Origin of the sequence: Leclercia sp. Colony189 (assembly GCF_009740165.1) — a bacterium.
Lineage (GTDB): Bacteria > Pseudomonadota > Gammaproteobacteria > Enterobacterales > Enterobacteriaceae > Enterobacter.
On sequence record NZ_CP046557.1, the window covers coordinates 4,261,382 to 4,285,043 of the forward strand.

The window sequence follows — 23,662 nt, forward strand, 5'->3', positions numbered from 1 at the left end:
TTCAACCGTGCTGCGGGCAAATCACCCTCAGCTCAAAAACCGTTTAGTTTGCGATCGCGTGCCCACTCTGTAGGGGTAAACGCCTTGATCGACAGGGCATGGATACGATTATCCGCGATATATTCCATCAGCGGCGCATAGACAGCCTGCTGCTTCTTCACGCGGCTCATGCCGTCAAAAATCTCACCCACAGCAATAACCTGAAAGTGGCTGCCGTCGCCGGAGACGTGGACTTCCTGAAGGGCAAGTGCGTTCATCAGCACTGTCTGGATTTCATGATTTTCCATGGGTTCTATATCATCTGGTAGTGAAAACAAGCCCAACATCTTAGAGCAAAGTGGCGCGGTCTTAAATAAGCAAAAAGCCCCGACGATGAAACTGTCAGGGCTTTTGATAGTAACGTACTGAAAAAATTAGCGGGGCAATACGTCTTCCGGCAGATTATAGAGCTGGGCCAGGGTGACGACATTGTCGCTGACGCCCGAAAGCGTCACCGGGATGCCCTGCTGCTTGCCCGCTGAGACCAGATGAACCAGCAACGCTACACCCGCCGTATCCACGCGAGAGATACCGCTCAGGTCGATACGGGAAACCCCCTTCATGGCATCGTCCCGCGCATCCCACAGAGGATTCAGATAATCCTGATCCAGCTCGCCTGAGAGTAATAACGTCTCACCCTCACGGGTCCAGCTCAACTGCGACATAATTACTTGTTTCCTTCCAGGGTAATTTTCTGACGTGCGATGCTGTTCAGCTGCGCGGTCAGACCATCAATGCCCTTGGTACGCAGCAGATCGCTCCATTCGTTCTGCTTGGTGGTGATCATGCTGACGCCTTCCGCAATCATGTCGTAAGCCTGCCAGTTACCGCTCTGGGTGTTCTTACGCCACTGGAAATCCAGACGCACTGGCGGACGACCGTTCGGATCGACGATGGTCACGCGAATAGGCACGATGGTCGCAGAACCCAGCGGCTGTTCCGGTGCGATCTGATACGTCTGACCGTGGTACATGGCGAGAGCCTGACCGTAGGCCTGCTTCAGATATTCACGGAACGCAGCGAAATAGGCTTCGCGCTGCGCAGGCGTTGCGTCTTTGTAGTAACGGCCCAGCACCAGCGCGCCGGCATATTTCACCTGGACATAGGGCAGCAGTTCCTGGTCAACCACATCACGCAGGTAATCAGGATTGGAGCGGATCTTCGGCTGCTCATTTTTAAGGCGATCGAAGGTTTTCTTTGCTGCCTCATTCATCTGTTGATAAGGATTGCTCTGATCGGCTGCGTTAGCTGCAGTCAGAGGGGCAATCATCAGCATGGCAACCATTAACAGTCGTTTAATCATGAATTACTTCTCCTGAGATGAATTCGTCGTGCCAACAGGCGGCGTAATGTCACTCTGCGCAGGGGTCTGCGCAGCTTGATTCTCGTCACCCCCTTTACTGTTGCTGTTGTAAAGGAACTGACCAATCATATCTTCCAGCACCATGGCTGATTTCGTATCCTGAATCACGCCACCGTCTTTCAGGATAGTCGTTCCCAGCTCGGGATCCTCAAAACCGACGTTCAGCGCCAGATATTGTTCCCCTAACAGACCGGATGTACGGATAGAGAGGGAGCTGGTGTCCGGGATATGGTTGTAGCGCTCTTCGATATCCAGCGCCACGCGTGGCAGATAGGTTTTCTCATCGAGGGTGATATCGGCAACACGCCCTACTACCACCCCGCCAATACGCACCGGAGAACGGCTCTTCAGGCCACCGATGTTATCGAAGGTGGCATAAATACGGTATGTCGGCTCGGTGCGGATGGTCGTTACGTCCGCCACTTTAAAGCTTAAAAAGAGTGCTGCCAGCAGCGCCAGCAGGACAAATACGCCAACCCAAATTTCTACTTTTTTCGTTTGCATGAACTCATTTCCCAAACATCAGTGCGGTGAGCACAAAATCCAGAGCCAGTATGGCCAGCGACGAATGAACAACGGTACGGGTGGTTGCCCGGCTGATACCGGCAGAGGTCGGGATCGCATCGTAGCCATTGAACAGCGCAATCCAGGTGATCGTCACGGCAAATACCGCGCTTTTAATCAGGCAGTTAACCAGATCCAGACGCCAGTCAACGGCGCTTTGCATCGCTGACCAGAAGAAGCCGGCATCGATCCCTTTCCACTGCACGCCAACCATCGAACCGCCCCAGATGCCGACCGCGACAAAGAGGATCGTTAACAGCGGCAGCGAAATCATACCGGCCCAGAAGCGCGGCGAGATGACCCGACGCAGCGGATCCACGGCCATCATTTCCATACTGGAGAGCTGCTCCGTGGCGCGCATCAGGCCGATTTCAGCGGTCAGCGCTGAACCGGCACGCCCTGCGAATAACAGCGCGGCGACCACCGGCCCCAGCTCACGCAGCAGGGAGAGCGCCACCAGCATTCCGAGGCTGGTTTCTGCGCTGTAGGTGGTGAGAACCAGATACCCCTGCAGCCCCAGCACCATCCCGATAAAGACCCCGGAAACGATGATAATGAGCATCGACAGCACGCCGACATTATACAGCTGGCGTACCAGCAGAGGGGCATGTTTGCGGAATTCCGGTTTCCCGACCAGCGCATTGAATAACATCAACCCGGCACGCCCGAACGTCCTGATGGTTTTTATGCCACGGTGTCCGAGAGCGGCCAACGCATTTAACAGCATGAGTGGCTTAACTCCCTATTCCCAATAGATCTTTATGATAATCACCCGCAGGATAACGGAACGGCACGGGGCCATCTGCAATGCCGTCGAGGAACTGACGAACTCGCGCATCGCTGTTGGTCTGCAATGATTGGGCACTGCCATGCGCCACAATTTTTTTATCCGCTACGATATAGGCGTAGTCGGCAATGCTCAGCACTTCCGGTACGTCGTGAGATACCACAATACAGGTTACACCCAGCGCGCTGTTCAGCTCAGAGATAAGTTTGACCAGCACGCCCATGGTGATAGGGTCCTGCCCGACAAACGGCTCATCGAACATGATCAAATCGGGTTCCAGCGCAATCGCGCGCGCCAGCGCCGCCCGGCGGGCCATACCACCAGAGAGTTCAGAAGGCATCAGCTTCGCCGCCCCACGCAGTCCCACAGCCTCGAGCTTCATCATCACGGTGCTTTTCAGCAGCGCCGGCGGCAGGCGCGTATGCTCGCGCAGCGGGTAGGCGACATTATCGAAGACATTCATGTCAGTAAATAGCGCCCCGGACTGGAACAGCATGCTCATGCGTTTACGCACGGTATAGAGGCGCGAACGTGACATCGCCGGAATATTTTCGCCATCAAAAAGGATCTCGCCCTCGCCTGGCGGAATTTGCCCCCCAATCAGGCGTAACAGCGTTGTTTTACCAATGCCGGAAGGGCCCATGATGGCGGTAATTTTACCGCGGGGCACGGTGAGAGAGATGTTGTCAAAAATGACCCGGCTGCTGCGCGTGAAGCTGACGCCACGGACATCGACTATATTCGCCTCATTCAGGCTCATGTACATTTCCTTTCTGTTGCCGGTTCAGGATCAGCTTGATGCCTGATTTCGCCGCAAACCCAACATTTTTACAGAATATTACCTCTGCAGGTAAGCGAAAGCTGGCATTTGTTTTACTTTTACAGCGCATAAAGTCAAAATTAGGATTCGTTACATCTACAGACAGTATGCAGCGGCAGAGATTTTTTCTCAGTGGACCGGCGAGTATACCTGAAGAAAGGACTTTTGATGCTTCTTGCAACGGCACTGTTAATAATTGGTTTACTTTTGGTGGTCTACAGTGCCGACCGTCTGGTGTTCTCCGCTTCTATCCTCTGCCGTTTGTTGGGTGTTCCCCCCCTGATTATTGGGATGACGGTGGTCAGCGTAGGCACTTCCCTGCCGGAGATCATCGTCTCTGCGGCCGCCTCGATGCACGATCAGGTTGATCTTGCGGTGGGAACGGCTATTGGCTCCAATATCGTCAATATCTTGCTCATCCTGGGCCTGGCTGCGCTACTGCATCCTTTTCGCGTGCATTCTGATGTTCTGCGGCGTGAATTACCGCTAATGTTAATTGTCAGCCTGCTGGCGGGTTATGTGTTATATGACGGGCAGTTAACCCTCAGCGATGGCATTTTTCTGCTGGCGCTGGCGGTCATCTGGCTGTTTTATATCGTGAAGCTTGCCCGGGCGGCAGAAAAGCAAGGCAGTGACACGTTAACCCGCGAACAGGTGGCAGAGCTGCCGCGTGAGGGGAACTTACCCGTCGCGCTGCTCTGGCTGGGCGTGGCGTTAATCATCATGCCCATGGCGACGCAGATGATTGTAGATAACGCTACGGTTCTGGCCAACTATTTCGCCATGAGCGAGTTAACCATCGGCCTGACGGTGATTGCCATTGGTACCAGTTTGCCTGAGCTCGCAACGGCTATCGCCGGGGCGCGTAAGGGTGAAGACGACATGGCGATTGGCAATATCATCGGCTCGAATATTTTTAATATTGCTATCGTGCTTGGCCTGCCTGCCCTGATTGCCCCTGGCGCGTTTAATCCGCTCGCGTTCAGCCGCGATTATGGGGTGATGGTCTTAGTCAGCGTAATTTTCGCCCTGCTCTGCTGGCGGCGAAAAAGGCAGATTGGTCAGGGCGCTGGTGCGCTGCTGACGGTGGGATTTGTCGTATGGATGGCGATGCTGTACTGGCTCTCGCCGCTTCTCTCTGGGTAAACGGAAACGCATTATGTCGCAAATAGAATTGCAGCCGGGTTTTGACTTTCAGAAAGCAGGAAAAGAGGTTCTGGAGATTGAACGTGAAGGTCTGGCGCAGTTAGATCAATACATTAATCAGGACTTTAGCCTGGCGTGCGAAAAACTTTTCCACTGTCCTGGCAAAGTCGTGGTGATGGGGATGGGTAAATCTGGCCATATTGGCCGTAAAATGGCAGCGACCTTCGCCAGTACCGGCACGAAAGCGTTTTTCGTCCATCCCGGCGAAGCGGCGCATGGCGATTTGGGTATGGTTTCGTCACAGGATATCGTCATTGCGTTATCCAACTCGGGCGAATCGAATGAGATCCTGGCGCTGATCCCGGTCCTGAAACGCCTGCACGTTCCCCTGATCTGTATTACGAGCCGTCCGGAGAGCAGCATGGCGCGCGCCGCAGATATCCACCTGTGCGTTAAAGTGCCAAAAGAAGCCTGTCCCCTGGGGCTGGCGCCGACCTCCAGCACCACTGCCGCGCTGGTTATGGGTGATGCGCTGGCCGTCGCCCTGCTGGAAGCGCGCGGCTTTACCGCCGAAGATTTCGCCCTCTCCCATCCGGGCGGTGCGCTGGGACGTAAACTGCTGCTGCGCGTGAATGATATTATGCATACGGGGGATGAAATTCCGCACGTCAGTAAAGAGGCCTCCCTGCGCGATGCGCTGCTGGAAATTACCCGTAAAAACCTGGGGATGACCGTCATCTGCAACGATCAGATGAAGATTGAGGGTATCTTTACCGATGGGGATCTCCGTCGCGTGTTCGATATGGGTGTGGATGTCCGTAAGCTGGGTATCGCCGATGTGATGACCTCAGGCGGCATTCGGGTGCGTCCCGGCACGCTGGCCGTTGAGGTACTGAACCTGATGCAGTCCCGCCATATCACCTCCGTTATGGTTGCCGATGGCGACCTGTTACTGGGTGTGGTACATATGCATGATCTTTTGCGCGCAGGCGTAGTGTAATGAAGGATAAGACAATGATTAATACGGGTGCATCCCTTGCAACCTGTTATGGCCCGGTAAGCGCGCAGATGATGTCGCAGGCCGAGAAAATTCGCCTGCTGATCCTGGATGTGGATGGCGTGCTGTCAGACGGCCTGATTTACATGGGCAATAATGGTGAAGAGCTGAAAGCGTTCAACGTGCGTGATGGCTATGGGATTCGCTGTGCCCTGACGTCTGGCATAGAAGTTGCCATCATCACCGGACGTAAGGCTAAACTGGTAGAAGATCGGTGCGAAACGCTGGGCATTACCCATCTCTATCAGGGGCAATCCGATAAGATGGTCGCTTTCAGGGACTTACTTGGTAAACTTGCCATCGCCCCGGAAAACGTTGCCTATGTCGGAGACGATCTTATTGACTGGCCAGTGATGGCAGAAGTTGGGCTTAGCATCGCCGTGGCCGATGCCCATCCGCTTTTGATCCCACGCGCTGACTATGTCACCCGGATTAACGGTGGCCGTGGCGCAGTACGAGAAGTCTGCGACCTGTTACTGCTGGCGCAAGGTAAGCTTGATGAGGCCAAAGGGCAATCGATATGAGTAAAACCAGACGTTGGGTTATTATTCTGCTAACGCTTGTCGCACTGGTACTGATTGGTGTGAATCTCGCTGACCGGGACGACGAACAAGCGCCTACGGTCAACACCAACGATCCAACGTATAAAAGCGATCACAGCGATACCGTCGTTTACAGCCCGGAAGGGGCGCTGAATTATCGCCTTATCGCTCAGCACGTTGAGTATTTTTCCGAACAGGGCGTCTCATGGTTTACTCAACCCGTGATGACCACGTTTGATACCGATAAAATTCCGACATGGTCGATTAAAGCAGATCGGGCAAAACTGACGAATGACCGTATGCTTTATCTGTATGGCCATGTTGAAGTGAATGCGCTGACCGCAGATGCGCAGTTGCGCAAAATCACGACCGATAACGCACAGATAAACCTTGTGACGCAGGATGTAACATCGCAGGATCTGGTCACGTTATACGGCACAACATTTAATTCCAGCGGTCTGAGAATGCGCGGGAACTTACGCAGCAAGAACGCAGAGCTGATTGAAAAGGTTAGAACCTCTTATGAAATTCAAAACAAACAAACTCAGCCTTAATTGTGTTATAGCCAGCGCCCTGCTGGCCCTTAGCCTGCCTGCGCTTGCTGTGACGGGTGATACCGAGCAGCCGATTCATATCGAATCCGATACGCAATCACTCGATATGCAAGGCAACGTGGTGACCTTTACCGGCAACGTGGTTGTGACTCAGGGCACCATCAAAATTAATGCCGACAAAGTGGTGGTGACGCGTCCTGGCGGTGAGGACGGGAAAGAGATTATCGATGGCTACGGCAACCCGGCCACCTTCTATCAGATGCAGGATAACGGCAAGCCGGTGAAAGGCCACGCCTCCCAGATGCACTACGAGCTGGCGAAAGATTTCGTTGTCCTTACCGGTAATGCGTATCTGGAGCAGCTCGACAGCAACATCAAGGGCGACAAGATCACCTACCTGGTCAAAGAGCAGAAAATGCAGGCCTTCAGCGAGAAAGGCAAACGCGTGACCACCGTACTGGTTCCATCGCAGCTGCAGGACAAAAATAGCAATCAGGCCCCGGCACAGAAAAAGAGTAACTAATTCGTTATGGCAACATTAACTGCAAAGAATCTCGCCAAAGCCTATAAGGGCCGCCGCGTCGTGGAAGATGTCAGTTTGACCGTCAACTCCGGCGAGATTGTCGGCCTGTTGGGTCCTAACGGCGCAGGTAAAACCACCACCTTTTATATGGTGGTGGGCATTGTTCCGCGCGACGCGGGTAACATCATTATTGATGAAGAAGATATCAGCCTGCTGCCCCTGCACGCCCGTGCGCGCCGCGGGATCGGTTATCTGCCGCAGGAAGCCTCAATTTTCCGTCGTCTGAGCGTTTTCGATAACCTGATGGCGGTGCTGCAGATCCGCGATGATCTGACCGCCGAACAGCGTCAGGATCGCGCCAACGAGCTGATGGAAGAGTTCCATATCGAACACCTGCGCGACAGCATGGGCCAGGCGCTCTCCGGCGGTGAACGCCGCCGTGTGGAAATTGCCCGTGCGCTGGCGGCTAATCCGAAATTTATTCTGCTCGATGAACCGTTTGCCGGGGTTGACCCCATTTCGGTTATCGATATCAAACGTATTATTGAGCATCTGCGCGACAGTGGCCTCGGGGTTCTCATCACCGACCACAACGTACGTGAGACGCTGGCGGTGTGTGAGCGTGCCTATATCGTCAGCCAGGGCCACCTCATCGCCCACGGTACCCCGCAGCAGATCCTCGAAGACGATCATGTTAAGCGCGTGTATCTTGGGGAAGACTTCAGACTCTGATAGGGTAGAAGTTAAGACTCGCGTAAACGGAGAAAAATGCTCTGAACATGAAGCAAGGTTTGCAATTAAGGCTCAGCCAACAGCTGGCAATGACGCCGCAGTTACAACAGGCTATTCGTCTGTTGCAACTGTCGACGCTGGAACTGCAGCAGGAGCTCCAGCAAGCGCTGGAAAGTAACCCTCTGCTCGAGCAAACCGATCTTCACGATGAGGTAGAAACGCAACAAAGCCAGGATAACGAGACCCTCGACACGGTGGATGCTCTTGAGCAAAAAGAGATGCCTGACGAGCTCCCTCTCGATGCCAGCTGGGATGAGATCTACACCGCCGGCACGCCATCCGGTACGCGCGCAGACTACCAGGATGACGAGCTGCCGGTCTATCAGGGCGAGACCACCCAGTCACTGCAGGATTACCTGATGTGGCAGGTGGAGCTGACGCCGTTCTCCGATACCGATCGCGCCATCGCCACCTCCATTGTGGATGCCGTGGATGAGACCGGCTATCTGACCGTGTCGCTGGACGATATTCTGGAGAGCATAGGCGATGACGAGATTGAGCTTGAAGAGGTCGAAGCGGTCCTGAAACGCGTTCAGCGCTTTGACCCGATTGGCGTTGCCGCGAGAGATCTCCGTGACTGCCTGCTCATTCAGCTTTCGCAGTTTGTTAAAGAGACCCCGTGGCTGGAAGAGGCCCGGCTTATCATCAGCGAACATCTGGATCTGCTTGCCAACCACGATTTCCGCTCACTGATGCGCGTCACGCGGCTGAAAGAGGAGATCCTGAAAGAGGCGGTCAACCTGATCCAGTCGCTGGATCCGCGCCCGGGGCAATCTATCCAGACCAGCGAGCCGGAGTATGTTATTCCCGATGTGCTGGTGCGCAAACATAACGGTCTGTGGACCGTAGAGCTGAATTCCGACAGCATTCCCCGCCTGCAAATCAATCAGCAATACGCCTCAATGTGCACCAGCTCGCGCAACGACTCGGATAACCAGTTTATCCGCAGTAATCTGCAGGAAGCCCGCTGGCTGATCAAAAGCCTTGAGAGCCGCAATGATACACTACTGCGCGTCAGCCGCTGCATCGTGGAGCAGCAACAGGCGTTTTTTGAGCAAGGTGAAGAGTTTATGAAACCGATGGTGCTGGCGGATATCGCCCAGGCCGTCGAGATGCATGAGTCGACCATTTCTCGCGTGACGACGCAGAAGTATCTGCACAGTCCGCGTGGCATTTTTGAGCTTAAGTATTTTTTCTCCAGCCATGTCAACACCGAAGGCGGCGGCGAAGCCTCGTCGACGGCCATTCGGGCGCTGGTGAAAAAATTGATCGCCGCGGAAAACCCCGCGAAACCGCTGAGTGACAGTAAGTTGACCACCATGCTGTCCGAACAAGGTATCATGGTGGCACGCCGCACTGTTGCGAAGTATCGAGAGTCTTTATCCATTCCGCCGTCAAACCAGCGTAAACAACTGGTCTGACACAACCGATAAGGAAGACACTATGCAGCTCAACATCACAGGACACAATGTCGAAATCACTGAATCCCTGCGTGAATTTGTGAATACCAAATTCGCTAAGCTCGAGCAGTATTTCGAGAGGATCAACCAGGTCTATGTTGTGTTAAAAGTGGAAAAAGTGACTCATATCTCGGATGCTACCTTGCACGTCAACGGGGGCGAAATCCATGCCAGTGCGGAAGGGCAGGACATGTACGCGGCTATCGACGGCTTGATTGACAAGCTGGCACGACAGCTAAACAAACATAAAGACAAACTGAAACAACACTAATTGTCCGGGCAGTTAACGGGTGCAGGACGGCCTGTTGTGAAACACAACGGGCCCTTTGTACAGTTAGCGCTTAGGTGAAATTATGATGAATAACGATTCCACTCTACAACTGAGCAGTGTCCTTAATCAGGAATGTACCCGCAGTGCCGTTCACTGCCAGAGCAAAAAACGTGCGCTGGAGATCATCAGTGAACTGGCCGCAAAACAGCTGAGTCTGGCGCCACAAGTGGTCTTTGAAGCGATCCTCACCCGCGAAAAAATGGGCAGTACCGGCATCGGTAACGGCATCGCCATTCCACATGGCAAACTGGAAGAGGATACTCTGCGCGCTGTAGGGGTGTTTGTTCAACTGGAAACACCTATCGCCTTCGATGCCATTGATAACCAGCCGGTCGATCTGCTGTTTGCCCTGCTGGTGCCAGCCGATCAGACCAAAACGCATCTGCACACGCTCTCGCTGGTGGCTAAACGTCTGGCGGATAAAACCATCTGTCGTCGTTTACGCGCGGCGCAGAGCGACGAAGAGCTTTATCAAATTATTACAGAAACGGAAGGCAATCAGGATGAGGCGTAATCGGGTGATGGCTTTAACATCTGTGGTCCTGAGGAGAAACGGTACATGGTGCTGATGATCGTCAGCGGGCGTTCGGGCTCCGGGAAATCGGTCGCCCTGCGCGCGCTGGAAGATATGGGCTTTTACTGCGTGGATAACCTGCCGGTGGTGCTTCTGCCCGAGCTGGCCCGTTCGCTGGCGGATCGGCAGATCTCTGCGGCAGTCAGCATCGACGTGCGTAACATGCCTGAATCGCCGGAGATCTTTGAGCAGGCGATGAGCAACCTGCCGGAGGCCTTTTCACCTCAGCTGCTGTTCCTTGATGCCGATCGCAACACGCTGATTCGTCGCTACAGTGACACCCGCCGGCTGCATCCGCTCTCCAGTAAAAACCTGTCGCTGGAAAGTGCCATTGACCAGGAGAGCGATCTGCTGGAGCCGCTGCGCTCGCGCGCCGATCTGATCGTCGATACCTCAGAGATGTCGGTCCATGAGCTGGCGGAGATGCTGCGTACCCGATTACTGGGTAAACGCGAACGCGAGCTGACGATGGTCTTTGAATCGTTCGGCTTTAAGCACGGTATCCCTATCGATGCAGACTACGTGTTTGACGTGCGCTTCTTACCGAACCCGCACTGGGATCCGAAGCTGCGCCCGATGACCGGCCTGGATAAGCCGGTTGCTGCCTTCCTTGACAGACATACGGAAGTGCATAACTTTATCTATCAGACGCGCAGCTATCTTGAACTCTGGTTGCCGATGCTGGAGACAAACAATCGCAGCTACCTGACGGTGGCGATTGGCTGTACCGGGGGCAAACACCGTTCGGTCTATATTGCTGAGCAACTGGCTGACTATTTCCGCTCGCGCGGTAAAAACGTGCAGTCCCGTCATCGTACGCTGGAAAAACGTAAAACATGACCGTAAAGCAGACCGTTGAAATCACCAATAAGCTGGGCATGCATGCCCGCCCGGCGATGAAGTTATTTGAACTGATGCAGGGATTTGACGCGGAAGTGCTGCTGCGTAACGACGAAGGCACCGAAGCCGAAGCCAACAGCGTAATCGCTCTGCTGATGCTGGATTCGGCAAAGGGCCGTCAGATTGAAATTGAAGCCACCGGCCCGCAGGAAGTGGAGGCGCTGGCAGCGGTTATTGCGCTGTTCAACGCCGGGTTTGATGAGGATTAATGCAGCTTATTGGCCTGCATAAATCCTTCCCTACCGAGCTGGCGCATCTGGCGCAGGATCCATGCCTGACGGCTACGTACATAGCCTGATGGCGCACTGGCCTTAAAGCGAATCGGGTTCGGTAACACAGCCGCCAGCAGCGCGGCCTCCGACGCCGTCAGACGGCTGGCAGGTTTGTTGAAATAGCGCTGCGCCGCAGCTTCGACACCAAATATCCCTTCGCCAAATTCCGCGATATTGAGATATACGGTCAGGATCCGTTTCTTACTCCACACCGTTTCGATCCCCAGCGTCAGCCCGGCTTCAAAGCCCTTTCTCACCCAGCTGCGACCGTCCCATAAAAACAGGTTTTTCGCCGTCTGCTGAGAAAGCGTGGATGCTCCGCGGATACGGCTCTCGTTACGATCGTTATGCGCTAGCGCCTTCTCGATCGCCCCGACGTCAAACCCCCAGTGCTGAGGGAATTTTTGATCTTCGGCGGCAATCACGGCCAGCCCCATCCAGGGGGAGATCTCATCCATACTCACCCAGTCAGAGTGCGCAACGTAGCTGAAATTACCGCTCAGCCAGTTACTCACCTGACGTTCAACCATTACCGCTGAAAACGGCACCGGAAGAAAGCTGAACAGGGCGATGCCCCCACCCCAGAAGACCGCCATAACCAACAGAATGCGAATGACGATCCGTCTTAACCAACCCGCTTTCGGACGTCTTAACTTCATGCAGCGAGCACCAGTACGCGCGTAACCAGCTTCTCAATGCCCGTCGCCGCTTCCGCAATAGTTTGTGCCAGCATGTAAGCGGGTGTGGTGACGATCCTGTTCTCTTCGTCGACCACGATATCATCCACCGGACAGGGGATATGCTCACCGCCCATATCCTCGATAGCCTCAGCAGTATCAATATCCGTTCCGATGGTCAGGCGCAGCGGCATATCAAAAATGGCCGGCAACATCGCAGGGGCGATACAGATAAAGCCCAACGGTTTGCCGGCTTCATGCATTTGCAGCGCCAGCGATTTTAAATCACCGTCTACCCGGCAACCACTCCCCTGGGCGGCAAAATCACTCAGGTTTTTTGCCGCGCCAAAACCGCCTGGCACAATCAGCGCGTCCAGCTCGGTAGCCCGCGCCTCGCTGAGCGGACGAACCTGTCCACGGGCGATCCGCGCAGCCTCAATCAGGACATTACGGCTCTCGGCCATCGTTTCGCCGGTCAGGTGGTTGATCACGTCTACCTGGGTTTTATCCGGTGCGAAGCAGACCGCTTCGGCGCCGTTACGCGCCAGAGCCAGTAGCGTCAAAACAGCTTCATGAATTTCAGAACCATCGTAAACACCACACCCGCTGAGTACCACGCCAACCTTTTTCATCCTGCGATCCCTCTCGAAAAATGTTAAATGCACATTAAAGATTCTGATTAAAACGGTATGCTTCACACATTTAACTGATTCATGTAACAACGTATTTAAGATTTGCTATCTTAACTGCGTGCGGCCTAAAGTTTCCGGCTACGCCATTTACGAAAAAACTATTCCTATTCAGGCGCAGCCAAGATTTCCCTGGTGTTGGCGCAGTATTCGCGCACCCCGGTCTACCGGGGTCATTTTTTTCTGCTTTCCACCCAGGCTTTTAGCACGGCGACATCGTTCTGCCACTCCTGCTTCATCTCCTCAACCCATTCACCCACGTTATCTTCCCAAGCGGGTAAATCCGGAGACTGAATCTGCTGTCCAAGCTGCTGCAGATGGCGCAAACCCACCGATCCGGCCGCACCTTTGATCTTGTGTCCCTCTTCAACGATGCCTTTCTTGTCCCGCGCCGTCAGGTTTGACTCGAGCAAGTTTAAATAGCCCGGCATCATCTTCTCGAAGATGGCCAGTCCATCGGTGATCAACTTCGGACCAACCAGATCGATGTACTGCTCGAGCATGTCGATATCCAGCAAAGACTGTGCTTTCTCTGTATCTACCTTCGTCATGGTGCTCTCCTCTTCGTCACAGGTGTCCCAGAACTTCTTGATCATGGCGGTTAAGGCGGGTACCGCCAGCGGTTTGCTCAGTACATCGTCCATACCGGCATCCAGGTACTCTTTTTTGTCTTTCAGCACGTTGGCGGTCAGCGCCACCAGCGGCGGCAGTTCGTCGCTGGCGTAACGGCTCGTCAGTTCGCGCGAGATATCCAGCCCGGTCATGTCCGGCAACTGAATATCCAGCAGCACCAGGTCATATTCGCCCGGCGTGAACATCTCCAGCGCGGCTTTACCGGTCATAGCAACATCCACGCTGCTGCCCAGTTTCTCCAGCACCGATCGCGCGACAATCACGTTCAGCTCGATATCTTCCACCAGCAGCACATGCAGGGCAGGCAGCGGCATATCATCATGGGCAAAGGTGTCCTCGACCTCTTCCGCCACTGCCGGGGCCCGAACGCTGAGTTTAAATACAGAGCCGTGCCCAGGGTTGCTGGTCACCGTGATATCACCGCCCATGCTCTTCGCCAGGCGGCGCGATACCGCCAGACCGATGCCGGTCCCGGTAGCGGGTTTGCCCCCGTGGCTGTCTTTAACCTGGTAATACATGGCAAAGATTTTGTCCTGCTCCTCCTGTGGAATACCAATCCCGGAATCTTCCACCTCGAAGTGCAGCATCTCCCCCTCGCCGTAGCGCACGCGAACTGCCACCTGGCCACTCTGGGTAAATTTGACCGCGTTGCTGATCAGGTTCCACAGGATCTGGCGCAGGCGCGTACCGTCGGTCACCACCTTATGCGGCAGCGGCAAGGTCGGCTCCAGCACAAAGCGTAGCCCTTTCTGCTGCGCCTGCAGACCGGAGAGGTTTTCCAGATCGGCCAGGAAGCTGGTGAAATCCACCGGCTGGTTATCCAGCTGGACTTTGCGCCGCTCCATCTTATCCATATCAATAATATCGTTGAAGATATTGCCGAGCGTAACCGCCGAGACATGGATGGTTTTAAGATATTTCTCCTGCTCGGCCGTCAGTTCGGTGTCGAGCAGAATGCGGCTTAACCCGACGATACCGTTAAGCGGAGTACGCAGTTCATGGCTGATAGTGGAGATAAAGGTCGTTTTATCCCGGCTGGCGCGCTCCAGCGCATCCTGGTAACGCTTACGCTCGGTAATATCACGCCCGAAGCCCATCAGCCCGTGGCGTTTCCCGACGCGGTCGTAATAGGGCACTTTACGGATTTCGAAGCAGGCTTTGCGCCCGTCCGGGTAGTCGAGCCACTGCTCGTAGGTCAGGGAGACGTTGTGACGGAACACCTTCTCATCGGTTTCGATAACTTTGGCTGCCGCCTCCGGAGAGTAGACATCCTGCGGACGCAGATTGATAAGCTGTTTTTCGCTCTTTCCGGTCAGTAACTCCATCGCCCGGTTACAGCCGGAAAACTCTTTATCTTCATTGCGGTAGAAAACCAGGTCCGGGGAGGCATCAAGGAAAGAGCGCAGGAACGAAGACTGCTGCTCAAGCTGGATCTGCGTCTGCTCACGCTCTTTCATCTCGATTTTCAGCTGTTCCAGCGTAGTCTGGCGCTCAGCCTCCGCTTTTTCTCGATCTGAGATCTCCTGGTTCAGCTGAGCGATGTTGTCTTTTAGCTGCACGTTGAGCTTCAGATCGCGCTCGCGCATCTCTTCCAGCTTTTCCACCAGCCGGGTCAGCCGCTGGCGGGACTCCTCCAGTTGCTCAACTACTACCGAGAGGAAATAGACCGCCCAGGGCGTAATCAACAGGCCAAAGAAAATGGAACGTATAAGATCGATACTCTCAACCTGGCCATGGAGCACCATGGTAATGGCCATCTGCACCACAATCGCCAGCACTACCAGCGCCAGCGCCAGCAACAGGGAGAAGCGCACCAGGCCAAGCTTCATCATCAGATCGACATAGTATTGCGCCAGTAACCGAATTTGCTTCATAAGGGATCTCTTCACGACGTCATCGCACAATAATACTCAAATTCCAGGCAAGACGTTGAAGGTTGTGCAAAAAAGTGAGGGGTAAAACAGGGGATGCGCCTCACTTCCCGGGCAGGGAAGCGAGGCGGGAGGGGGTCAGGAGCGCTTCAGCAGCAGCCAGAGGCTGATCACGAAGAAGGAGGCACTCGGCAACAGCGCGCCAATCACTGGCGGTATACCGTACACCAGCGTCAGCGGGCCGAAGATTTGGTCCAGAACGTAGAAGACAAAGCCGAAGCTGATACCTGTCACGACACGCACCCCCATCGGGACGCTACGCAGCGGGCCAAAGATAAACGACAGCGCCATCAGCATCATCACCGCCACCGAGAGCGGCTGGAAGACCTTGCTCCACATGTTGAGCTGATAACGTCCGGAATCCTGGCCACTCGATTTCAGGTACTTCACGTAGTTGTACAGGCCGCTGATGGAGAGTGCATCCGGATCCAGCGCAACCACACCGAGCTTATCCGGCGTCAGGTTGGTTTTCCAGGTGCCAGAGACCGTTTGCGACCCGGTGATCTGTTTTGGATCCTGCAGGTTTGATTCATCTACCTGCGACAGACGCCAGACCTTGTTATCAGTATCAAACGTGGCCGACGCGGCGTAACGCACCGCCTGCAGACGACGCTGGTCGTTAAAGCTGTAAATGCTCACACCGCCGAGGGAGTTATCGCCCGTGACGCGTTCGATGTAGACAAAGTTATTGCCATCTTTCGCCCACAGTCCCTGCTGGGTAGAGAGCAACGAACCGCCATACATCATTTGCGCGCGGTAGTTACGCGCCATCTGTTCGCCCTGTGGCGCAACCCACTCGCCCATCGCCATGGTCAGCAATACCAGCGGGATGGCCGTTTTCATGACGGAGAGCGCCACCTGCATACGGGTAAAGCCGGAGGCCTGCATGACCACCAGCTCACTGCGCTGCGCCAGCATCCCCAGCCCCAGCAGCGCCCCTAACAGCGCCGCCATCGGGAAGAAGATTTGCACATCTTTTGGAATGCTGAGCAGGGTATACATGCCCGCCCCCATGGCATCGTAGCTCCCCTGCCCGGCCTTTTTCAGCTGGTCCACAAACTTGATGATGCCGGAGAGCGACACCAGCATGAATAAGGTCATCATGATGGTGGTGAAAATGGTTTTACCGATATAGCGGTCAAGAACGCCAAACGCCTGCATTACACCGCTCCTTTACGCATAAACCGGGCCCGCACGCGGCGCATCGGCACGGTGTCCCACAGGTTGAGGGCAACGGCCAACAGCAGATAGAGTCCGTTAATCACCCATGTCCAGATAACCGGGTCAATTTTTCCTTTGCCACCGTTCGATTTGATCGATGTCTGCAGCAGGAAGAAGACCAGATAAAGCAGCATGGCGGGCAACATGGAGAGCACCCGCCCCTGACGTGGGTTTACCACGCTAAGCGGCACCACCATCAACGCCATCATAAAGACGGTAAACACCAGCGTGATTCGCCAGTGCAGCTCCGCGCGGGCGCGATTGGTATCGGTGTTGATCAGCGTGCGCATATCCATCTGCTCGGTATCGCTGGGATCCAGCGCAACCGCCTGATGACCAATAATTGCCTGATAGTTCTGGAAGTCAGTGATACGGAAATCACGCAGCAGCGCCGTACCTTCAAAGCGGGTGCCTTTGTTCAGCGTCACAATCTGCGAACCGTCTTTCCCCTGCGCCAGCTGACCGGAATCGGCCACCACGACAGAGGGACGGGCATTGCCCTTGGGACGGATTTGCGCAAGGAATACATCGTTAAAGCGGTTGCCATCCACGCTTTCGATAAACAGCACGGAGTTACCATCCGTTGCCTGCTGGAACTGCCCCTGGGCCAGCGCGGCCATACCAGGGTTGGCTTTCGCCTCAGCCAGCACTTCATCCTGATGACGAGAAGAGACAGGACCGGCCCACATAACGTTCACGGCGGCCACGATGCCGGTGAATAACGCCAGGAGCATAGCGGCTTTAACCAGAACCGCTTTGCTCAGACCGCACGCATGCATGACGGTGATTTCACTTTCGGTATAGAGTTTACCGAGCGTCATCAGCAGTCCGAGGAAAAGGCTAAGTGGCAGGATAAGCTGCGCCATTTCCGGCACGCCCAGCCCAAGCAGGGAAAGCACCAGATTTGTGGGAATTTCGCCATCAACAGCCGCGCCGAGGATCCTTACCAGTTTCTGACAGAAAAAGATCAGAAGCAGGATGAAGAGTATCGCCAGCTGGCTTTTGAGCGTCTCCCGCACCAGATATCTTATGATTATCACATTAAATACGCCCGTAAAAACCCGTCTCTTTGCAGGAAAATCGCTTGTTTCATGGCTTAAACGTCATTTATTCTCTTGAGTCGTCGAAATCATCGCTAAGATTAGAACACCCGACGGATTCGCGCTTCAGGAGTTATTATGACGTGCCGAAACCGTAATAACGTAAGATTAACACGAAGTCACCGCAACAGCGGGTACGAGTTACGAAAGGTTTCAATTCTATCCGTAGCTGTCGCTGTTGTCTTTAAGATTCAGGAGCGTAGTTCATGGAGTTCAGTGTAAAAAGCGGTAGCCCGGAGAAACAGCGGAGTGCCTGCATCGTTGTCGGCGTGTTTGAACCCCGCAGACTCTCTCCAATCGCCGAACAACTCGATAAAATCAGTGACGGCTACATCAGCGCCCTGCTGCGCCGCGGCGAGCTGGAAGGCAAACCGGGCCAAACATTGCTGCTGCATCATGTGCCAAACGTCCTCTCCGAGCGTATCCTGCTGATTGGCTGCGGCAAGGAGCGTGAGCTGGACGAGCGCCAGTACAAACAGGTCATTCAGAAAACGATCAATACGTTGAATGATACTGGCTCAATGGAGGCCGTCTGCTTCCTGACCGAACTGCACGTTAAAGGCCGCAACACCTACTGGAAAGTACGCCAGGCGGTTGAAACGGCCAAAGAGACCCTTTATAGCTTCGATCAGCTGAAAACCACCAAAAGCGAACCGCGTCGTCCGCTGCGTAAGATGGTCTTTAACGTCCCGACCCGTCGCGAGCTGACCAGCGGTGAACGCGCCATTCAGCATGGCCTGGCTATCGCAGCCGGTATCAAGGCCGCGAAAGATCTGGGCAATATGCCGCCAAACATCTGTAACGCGGGCTACCTTGCGTCGCAGGCGCGTCAGCTGGCTGACTCCTACAGCAAAAATGTCGTCACCCGCGTAATTGGCGAACAACAGATGAAAGAGCTGGGGATGCACTCCTACCTCGCCGTCGGCAACGGTTCACAAAATGAATCCCTGATGTCGGTCATTGAGTACAAAGGCAACCCGGCGGAAGATGCACGCCCGATTGTGCTGGTGGGTAAAGGCCTGACCTTCGACTCCGGCGGTATCTCCATCAAGCCTGCCGAAGGCATGGACGAGATGAAGTACGACATGTGCGGCGCGGCGGCGGTTTACGGCGTAATGCGCATGGTGGCCGAGCTGCAGCTGCCAATTAACGTCACTGGCGTGCTGGCGGGCTGCGAAAACATGCCGGGCGGGCGCGCCTATCGTCCAGGCGACGTCCTCACCACCATGTCCGGGCAGACCGTTGAAGTCCTGAACACTGACGCCGAAGGCCGTCTGGTGCTGTGCGACGTGCTGACCTACGTTGAGCGCTTCGATCCGGAAGCGGTTATCGATGTTGCCACCCTGACTGGCGCCTGCGTGATTGCCCTGGGTCACCACATTACCGGCCTGATGTCGAACCACAACCCGCTGGCGCATGAGCTGATTGGTGCCTCTGAGCAGGCGGGCGATCGCGCATGGCGTCTGCCGCTGGGTGACGAGTATCAGGAGCAGCTTGAGTCTAACTTTGCGGATATGGCAAATATCGGCGGTCGTCCTGGCGGTGCAATTACCGCGGGCTGCTTCCTGTCGCGCTTTACCCGCAAGTATAACTGGGCACACCTGGATATCGCGGGCACCGCATGGCGCTCCGGTAAAGCCAAAGGCGCAACCGGCCGTCCAGTGGCTCTGCTGTCGCAGTTCCTGCTCAATCGCGCCGGTTTTAACGGCGACGAGTAAAGGTAAATGCCGGGTGGCGGCTTCGCCTTACCCGGCCTACAAACGGCAGTAAACCGTAGGCCCGGTAAGCGTAGCGCCACCGGGCTTAAGCATTTAAAGTCACCACAAGAAACCCCATATATGAAAAACGCAACGTTCTATCTTCTGGACAATGACACCCAACAGGATGGCTTAAGCGCCGTTGAACAACTGGTGTGTGACATTGCCGCAGAACGTTGGCGCGCGGGTCTTCGCGTGCTGATTGCCTGCGAAGATGAGCAGCAGGCCATCCGTCTGGATGAAGCGCTGTGGGCACGACCGCCGGAAAGTTTTGTTCCGCATAATCTGGCGGGAGAAGGACCGCGCGGCGGTGCGCCGGTGGAGATCGCCTGGCCGCAAAAGCGTAACAGCAGTCCACGCGATATTCTGATTAGCCTGCGCAGCGGCTTTGCAGATTTTGCCACCGCTTTCACAGAAGTGATAGACTTTGTCCCTCACGAAGATTCCCTGAAACAACTGGCGCGCGAACGCTATAAAGCGTACCGCCTGGCTGGTTTTAACCTGAATACGGCAACCTGGAAATAATGGAAAAGACATATAACCCACGCGATATCGAACAGCCGCTTTACGAGCACTGGGAACAGCAGGGCTATTTCAAGCCTAACGGCGATGAAAGCAAAGAGTCCTTCTGCATCATGATCCCGCCGCCGAACGTCACCGGCAGTTTGCATATGGGGCATGCCTTCCAGCAGACCATCATGGATACCATGATCCGTTACCAGCGCATGCAGGGCAAAAACACCCTGTGGCAGGCCGGTACTGACCACGCGGGTATCGCTACCCAGATGGTGGTTGAGCGTAAGATTGCCGCTGAAGAAGGGAAAACCCGCCACGACTACGGTCGCGACGCCTTTATCGACAAAATCTGGCAGTGGAAAGCAGAATCCGGCGGCACCATTACCCGTCAGATGCGCCGTCTCGGCAACTCCGTGGACTGGGAGCGCGAGCGCTTCACCATGGATGAAGGCCTCTCCAATGCCGTGAAAGAAGTGTTTGTCCGTCTGTATAAAGAAGACCTGATTTACCGCGGCAAGCGCCTGGTAAACTGGGACCCGAAACTGCGCACCGCCATCTCTGACCTGGAAGTGGAAAACCGCGAGTCGAAAGGCTCCATGTGGCACATCCGCTATCCGCTGGCCGATGGCGCAAAAACGGCAGACGGTAAAGATTACCTGATTGTCGCGACCACCCGACCGGAAACGCTGTTGGGCGATACCGGCGTGGCCGTTAACCCGGAAGATCCGCGTTACAAAGATCTGATTGGTAAATTTGTGGTGCTGCCGCTGGTGAACCGCCGTATTCCGATTGTGGGCGACGAACACGCCGACATGGAAAAAGGTACCGGCTGCGTGAAGATCACCCCGGCACACGACTTTAACGACTACGAAGTGGGTCGTCGTCACGCCCTGCCAATGATCAACATCCTGACCTTTGACGGCGATATCCGTGAAAGCGCAGAGGTGTATGACACCAAAGGTAACGAATCCGACGTTTACTCAAGCGACATTCCGGCTGAGTTCCAGAAGCTGGAGCGCTTCGCCGCGCGTAAAGCGATCGTTGCCGCTGTCGACGCCCTGGGCCTGCTGGACGAAATCAAGCCACACGACCTGACCGTCCCTTATGGCGACCGTGGCGGCGTGGTGATCGAGCCGATGCTGACCGACCAGTGGTACGTCCGTGCTGACGTACTGGCGAAACCGGCGGTTGAAGCGGTCGAAAACGGCGACATCCAGTTCGTGCCAAAACAGTACGAAAACATGTACTTCTCCTGGATGCGCGATATTCAGGACTGGTGTATCTCCCGTCAGTTGTGGTGGGGTCACCGTATCCCGGCATGGTATGACAACGAAGGCAATGTCTACGTTGGCCGTACTGAAGACGAAGTGCGTCAGGAAAACAACCTGAGCGCTGACGTTGCCCTGCGTCAGGACGAAGACGTACTGGACACCTGGTTCTCCTCCGCGCTGTGGACCTTCTCCACCCTCGGCTGGCCAGAAAACACCGATGCGCTGCGTCAGTTCCACCCAACCAGCGTGATGGTCTCCGGCTTCGATATCATCTTCTTCTGGATCGCCCGCATGATCATGATGACCATGCACTTCATCAAAGATGAAAACGGCAAGCCGCAGGTTCCGTTCCATACCGTCTATATGACCGGTCTGATTCGTGACGACGAAGGCCAGAAGATGTCCAAGTCGAAGGGTAACGTTATTGACCCTCTGGATATGGTTGACGGTATCTCTCTGGAAGAGCTGCTGGAGAAACGTACCGGCAACATGATGCAGCCGCAGCTGGCTGAGAAGATCCGCAAGCGCACCGAGAAACAGTTCCCGAACGGCATTGAGCCGCACGGTACTGACGCCCTGCGTTTCACTCTGGCGGCGCTGGCCTCTACCGGCCGTGATATCAACTGGGACATGAAGCGCCTGGAAGGTTACCGTAACTTCTGTAACAAGCTGTGGAACGCCAGCCGCTTTGTGCTGATGAACACCGAGGATCAGGATTGCGGCTTTAACGGCGGCGAAATGACCCTGTCCCTGGCAGACCGCTGGATCCTGGCTGAATTCAACCAGACCATCAAAGCGTTCCGCGAAGCGCTGGATAACTATCGCTTCGATATCGCGGCAGGCATTCTGTACGAATTCACCTGGAACCAGTTCTGCGACTGGTACCTGGAGCTGACCAAGCCGGTCATGAACGGCGGCACTGAAGCGGAACTGCGCGGCACGCGCCATACGCTGATTACCGTTCTGGAAGGTCTGCTGCGCCTGGCGCACCCGATCATCCCGTTCATCACCGAAACCATCTGGCAGCGTGTGAAGGTCATTGCGGGCATCAATGCTGATACCATCATGCTGCAGCCGTTCCCGTCCTTCGATGCCACGCAGATTGATGAAGCCGCCGCATCCGATACCGAATGGCTGAAGCAGGCAATCATTGCGGTGCGTAATATCCGTGCCGAAATGAACATCGCCCCGGGCAAACCACTGGCGCTGTTGCTGCGCGGTTGCAGCGAAGCGGCACAGCGTCGCGTGACCGAGAACAGTACCTTCCTGCAGACCATGGCACGTCTGGAGAGCATCACCGTGCTGCCAGCCGATGATAAAGGTCCGGTTTCCGTGACCAAAATCATCGACGGCGCCGAGCTGCTGATCCCGATGGCAGGCCTGATTGACAAAGATGCTGAGCTGGCACGTCTGGCGAAAGAAGTGGCTAAAGTCGACGATGAAATTGGCCGTATCGAAAGCAAACTGTCCAATGAAGGCTTCGTTGCCCGTGCCCCGGAAGCGGTGATCGCCAAAGAGCGTGAAAAGCTGAACGGTTATGCACAAGCAAAAGCGAAGCTGATTGAACAGCAGGCGATCATTAGTGCGTTGTAATGAGTGAAGCAATGCGTGTAAATGCTCCAGTAACGGCGCACCTGCGCCGTATCACCGCCACGGATAACCCGGCCATTGCCGGCGTTATCCGCCGGGTATCTGCCGAATACGGCCTGACGGCCGATAAAGGTTATACCGTTGCGGACCCCAATCTCGACGAACTGTACGCCCTGTACAGCCAGCCGGGACATGCCTATTGGGTTGTCGAGCAGAACGGGCAGGTTGTGGGCGGCGGTGGTATTGCACCGCTCGCCTGCAGCGAACCCGATATCTGCGAGCTGCAAAAAATGTATTTCCTGCCCGTCGTCCGTGGACAAGGCCTGGCGAAAAAACTGGCGTTACAGGCGCTCGATCATGCCCGCGCGCAAGGGTTTAAGCGCTGCTACCTTGAAACCACCGCCTTTCTGACCGAAGCCATCAGGCTGTACGAGCATCTCGGCTTTGAGCATATTGACCAGCCGCTGGGCTGTACCGGCCATGTTGATTGCGAAGTGCGGATGCTGAAAACGCTGTAACCTCTCTCCTGCCCCCTTCTGTTAAGCGGTTGTAA

General features: G+C 55.2%; 26 protein-coding genes. 15 read left to right on the top strand and 11 right to left on the bottom strand.

What is annotated here, in order from left to right:
* Positions 1 to 32: 32 nt before the first annotated feature.
* The 6 genes from ibaG to mlaF form a co-directional block, all read right to left on the bottom strand.
* Positions 33 to 287 carry a BolA family iron metabolism protein IbaG gene (ibaG, locus tag GNG29_RS20300; RefSeq protein ID WP_103177182.1) on the bottom strand — a complete coding sequence of 85 codons (255 nt, stop codon included), beginning with the start codon at positions 285 to 287 and terminating at the stop codon, positions 33 to 35.
* A gap of 126 nt (positions 288 to 413) precedes the next feature.
* Positions 414 to 707, bottom strand: a complete 294-nt coding sequence (gene mlaB / locus GNG29_RS20305; RefSeq protein WP_156655275.1) for a lipid asymmetry maintenance protein MlaB — start codon at positions 705 to 707, stop codon at positions 414 to 416.
* Positions 707 to 1,342, bottom strand: coding sequence for a phospholipid-binding protein MlaC (gene mlaC / locus GNG29_RS20310; RefSeq protein WP_103177184.1), 636 nt, complete (start codon positions 1,340 to 1,342; stop codon positions 707 to 709). Before mlaC ends, mlaB begins: the two co-directional genes overlap by 1 nt.
* Positions 1,343 to 1,345: 3 nt before the next feature.
* The gene (gene mlaD, locus GNG29_RS20315) at positions 1,346 to 1,906 is read right to left on the bottom strand and encodes an outer membrane lipid asymmetry maintenance protein MlaD (protein ID WP_103177185.1); all 561 of its coding nucleotides are present in this window, start codon (positions 1,904 to 1,906) and stop codon (positions 1,346 to 1,348) included.
* 4 nt (positions 1,907 to 1,910) lie between these two features.
* Positions 1,911 to 2,693 (bottom strand): lipid asymmetry maintenance ABC transporter permease subunit MlaE, encoded by a 783-nt coding sequence (gene mlaE / locus GNG29_RS20320; RefSeq protein ID WP_032614466.1) that lies wholly within the window; start codon positions 2,691 to 2,693, stop codon positions 1,911 to 1,913.
* A gap of 7 nt (positions 2,694 to 2,700) precedes the next feature.
* A complete protein-coding gene (gene mlaF, locus GNG29_RS20325) occupies positions 2,701 to 3,513 on the bottom strand; it encodes a phospholipid ABC transporter ATP-binding protein MlaF (RefSeq protein WP_103177186.1) in 813 nt (270 codons plus the stop codon).
* A 228-nt stretch (positions 3,514 to 3,741) separates the two neighbouring features.
* On the opposite strand from mlaF, the gene GNG29_RS20330 reads away from it, so the two are divergent.
* The 11 genes from GNG29_RS20330 (at position 3,742) to npr (ending at position 11,661) form a co-directional block, all read left to right on the top strand.
* On the top strand, positions 3,742 to 4,719 hold the full coding sequence (locus GNG29_RS20330; RefSeq protein WP_103177187.1) for a calcium/sodium antiporter: 978 nt from the start codon (positions 3,742 to 3,744) through the stop codon (positions 4,717 to 4,719).
* A gap of 13 nt (positions 4,720 to 4,732) precedes the next feature.
* Entirely contained in the window at positions 4,733 to 5,719 is a 987-nt protein-coding gene (kdsD, locus tag GNG29_RS20335) for an arabinose-5-phosphate isomerase KdsD (RefSeq protein ID WP_156655276.1), read from the top strand.
* A 14-nt stretch (positions 5,720 to 5,733) separates the two neighbouring features.
* Complete coding sequence (kdsC, locus tag GNG29_RS20340; RefSeq protein ID WP_103824984.1) at positions 5,734 to 6,300, top strand: 3-deoxy-manno-octulosonate-8-phosphatase KdsC; 567 nt, start codon at positions 5,734 to 5,736, stop codon at positions 6,298 to 6,300.
* Positions 6,297 to 6,872 carry an LPS export ABC transporter periplasmic protein LptC gene (gene lptC / locus GNG29_RS20345; RefSeq protein ID WP_103177189.1) on the top strand — a complete coding sequence of 192 codons (576 nt, stop codon included), beginning with the start codon at positions 6,297 to 6,299 and terminating at the stop codon, positions 6,870 to 6,872. The genes kdsC and lptC overlap by 4 nt, the downstream gene beginning before the upstream one ends.
* Positions 6,841 to 7,395: a lipopolysaccharide ABC transporter substrate-binding protein LptA gene (lptA, locus tag GNG29_RS20350; RefSeq protein WP_103177190.1), complete on the top strand. Its 555-nt coding sequence runs from the start codon at positions 6,841 to 6,843 to the stop codon at positions 7,393 to 7,395. The genes lptC and lptA overlap by 32 nt, the downstream gene beginning before the upstream one ends.
* Positions 7,396 to 7,401: 6 nt before the next feature.
* A complete protein-coding gene (gene lptB, locus GNG29_RS20355) occupies positions 7,402 to 8,127 on the top strand; it encodes an LPS export ABC transporter ATP-binding protein (RefSeq protein WP_103177191.1) in 726 nt (241 codons plus the stop codon).
* 47 nt (positions 8,128 to 8,174) lie between these two features.
* Positions 8,175 to 9,608 carry an RNA polymerase factor sigma-54 gene (rpoN, locus tag GNG29_RS20360; RefSeq protein ID WP_103177192.1) on the top strand — a complete coding sequence of 478 codons (1,434 nt, stop codon included), beginning with the start codon at positions 8,175 to 8,177 and terminating at the stop codon, positions 9,606 to 9,608.
* A 22-nt stretch (positions 9,609 to 9,630) separates the two neighbouring features.
* Positions 9,631 to 9,918: a ribosome hibernation promoting factor gene (hpf, locus tag GNG29_RS20365; RefSeq protein ID WP_103177193.1), complete on the top strand. Its 288-nt coding sequence runs from the start codon at positions 9,631 to 9,633 to the stop codon at positions 9,916 to 9,918.
* An 82-nt stretch (positions 9,919 to 10,000) separates the two neighbouring features.
* Positions 10,001 to 10,492 (top strand): PTS IIA-like nitrogen regulatory protein PtsN, encoded by a 492-nt coding sequence (ptsN, locus tag GNG29_RS20370; protein WP_103177194.1) that lies wholly within the window; start codon positions 10,001 to 10,003, stop codon positions 10,490 to 10,492.
* Between the two features lie 45 nt (positions 10,493 to 10,537).
* Entirely contained in the window at positions 10,538 to 11,392 is an 855-nt protein-coding gene (rapZ, locus tag GNG29_RS20375; protein WP_032614487.1) for an RNase adapter RapZ, read from the top strand.
* The gene (gene npr / locus GNG29_RS20380; protein WP_032614489.1) at positions 11,389 to 11,661 is read left to right on the top strand and encodes a PTS phosphocarrier protein NPr; all 273 of its coding nucleotides are present in this window, start codon (positions 11,389 to 11,391) and stop codon (positions 11,659 to 11,661) included. Before rapZ ends, npr begins: the two co-directional genes overlap by 4 nt.
* On the opposite strand, the gene mtgA is transcribed toward npr, so the two are convergent.
* The 5 genes from mtgA to lptF form a co-directional block, all read right to left on the bottom strand.
* The gene (gene mtgA / locus GNG29_RS20385; protein ID WP_156655277.1) at positions 11,658 to 12,383 is read right to left on the bottom strand and encodes a monofunctional biosynthetic peptidoglycan transglycosylase; all 726 of its coding nucleotides are present in this window, start codon (positions 12,381 to 12,383) and stop codon (positions 11,658 to 11,660) included. The two genes, npr and mtgA, sit on opposite strands and share 4 nt — an antisense overlap.
* Positions 12,380 to 13,033 carry an isoprenoid biosynthesis glyoxalase ElbB gene (elbB, locus tag GNG29_RS20390; RefSeq protein ID WP_156655278.1) on the bottom strand — a complete coding sequence of 218 codons (654 nt, stop codon included), beginning with the start codon at positions 13,031 to 13,033 and terminating at the stop codon, positions 12,380 to 12,382. The genes mtgA and elbB overlap by 4 nt, the downstream gene beginning before the upstream one ends.
* A gap of 230 nt (positions 13,034 to 13,263) precedes the next feature.
* Positions 13,264 to 15,597: an aerobic respiration two-component sensor histidine kinase ArcB gene (arcB, locus tag GNG29_RS20395; protein ID WP_156655279.1), complete on the bottom strand. Its 2,334-nt coding sequence runs from the start codon at positions 15,595 to 15,597 to the stop codon at positions 13,264 to 13,266.
* Between the two features lie 135 nt (positions 15,598 to 15,732).
* On the bottom strand, positions 15,733 to 16,815 hold the full coding sequence (lptG, locus tag GNG29_RS20400) for an LPS export ABC transporter permease LptG (RefSeq protein ID WP_103177198.1): 1,083 nt from the start codon (positions 16,813 to 16,815) through the stop codon (positions 15,733 to 15,735).
* Positions 16,815 to 17,915 (bottom strand): LPS export ABC transporter permease LptF, encoded by a 1,101-nt coding sequence (gene lptF, locus GNG29_RS20405; RefSeq protein ID WP_103177199.1) that lies wholly within the window; start codon positions 17,913 to 17,915, stop codon positions 16,815 to 16,817. The genes lptG and lptF overlap by 1 nt, the downstream gene beginning before the upstream one ends.
* Before the next feature lie 266 nt (positions 17,916 to 18,181).
* Between lptF and pepA the strand changes: the two genes are divergently transcribed.
* The 4 genes from pepA to GNG29_RS20425 all read left to right on the top strand — a co-directional run bounded on the left by pepA (position 18,182) and on the right by GNG29_RS20425 (position 23,627).
* Positions 18,182 to 19,693 carry a leucyl aminopeptidase gene (pepA, locus tag GNG29_RS20410; RefSeq protein ID WP_103177200.1) on the top strand — a complete coding sequence of 504 codons (1,512 nt, stop codon included), beginning with the start codon at positions 18,182 to 18,184 and terminating at the stop codon, positions 19,691 to 19,693.
* A gap of 120 nt (positions 19,694 to 19,813) precedes the next feature.
* On the top strand, positions 19,814 to 20,257 hold the full coding sequence (gene holC, locus GNG29_RS20415; protein ID WP_103177201.1) for a DNA polymerase III subunit chi: 444 nt from the start codon (positions 19,814 to 19,816) through the stop codon (positions 20,255 to 20,257).
* Positions 20,257 to 23,112 (top strand): valine--tRNA ligase, encoded by a 2,856-nt coding sequence (locus tag GNG29_RS20420; RefSeq protein WP_156655280.1) that lies wholly within the window; start codon positions 20,257 to 20,259, stop codon positions 23,110 to 23,112. Before holC ends, GNG29_RS20420 begins: the two co-directional genes overlap by 1 nt.
* A gap of 11 nt (positions 23,113 to 23,123) precedes the next feature.
* Complete coding sequence (locus tag GNG29_RS20425; protein WP_103177203.1) at positions 23,124 to 23,627, top strand: GNAT family N-acetyltransferase; 504 nt, start codon at positions 23,124 to 23,126, stop codon at positions 23,625 to 23,627.
* The last annotated feature ends 35 nt before the right edge of the window (positions 23,628 to 23,662 follow it).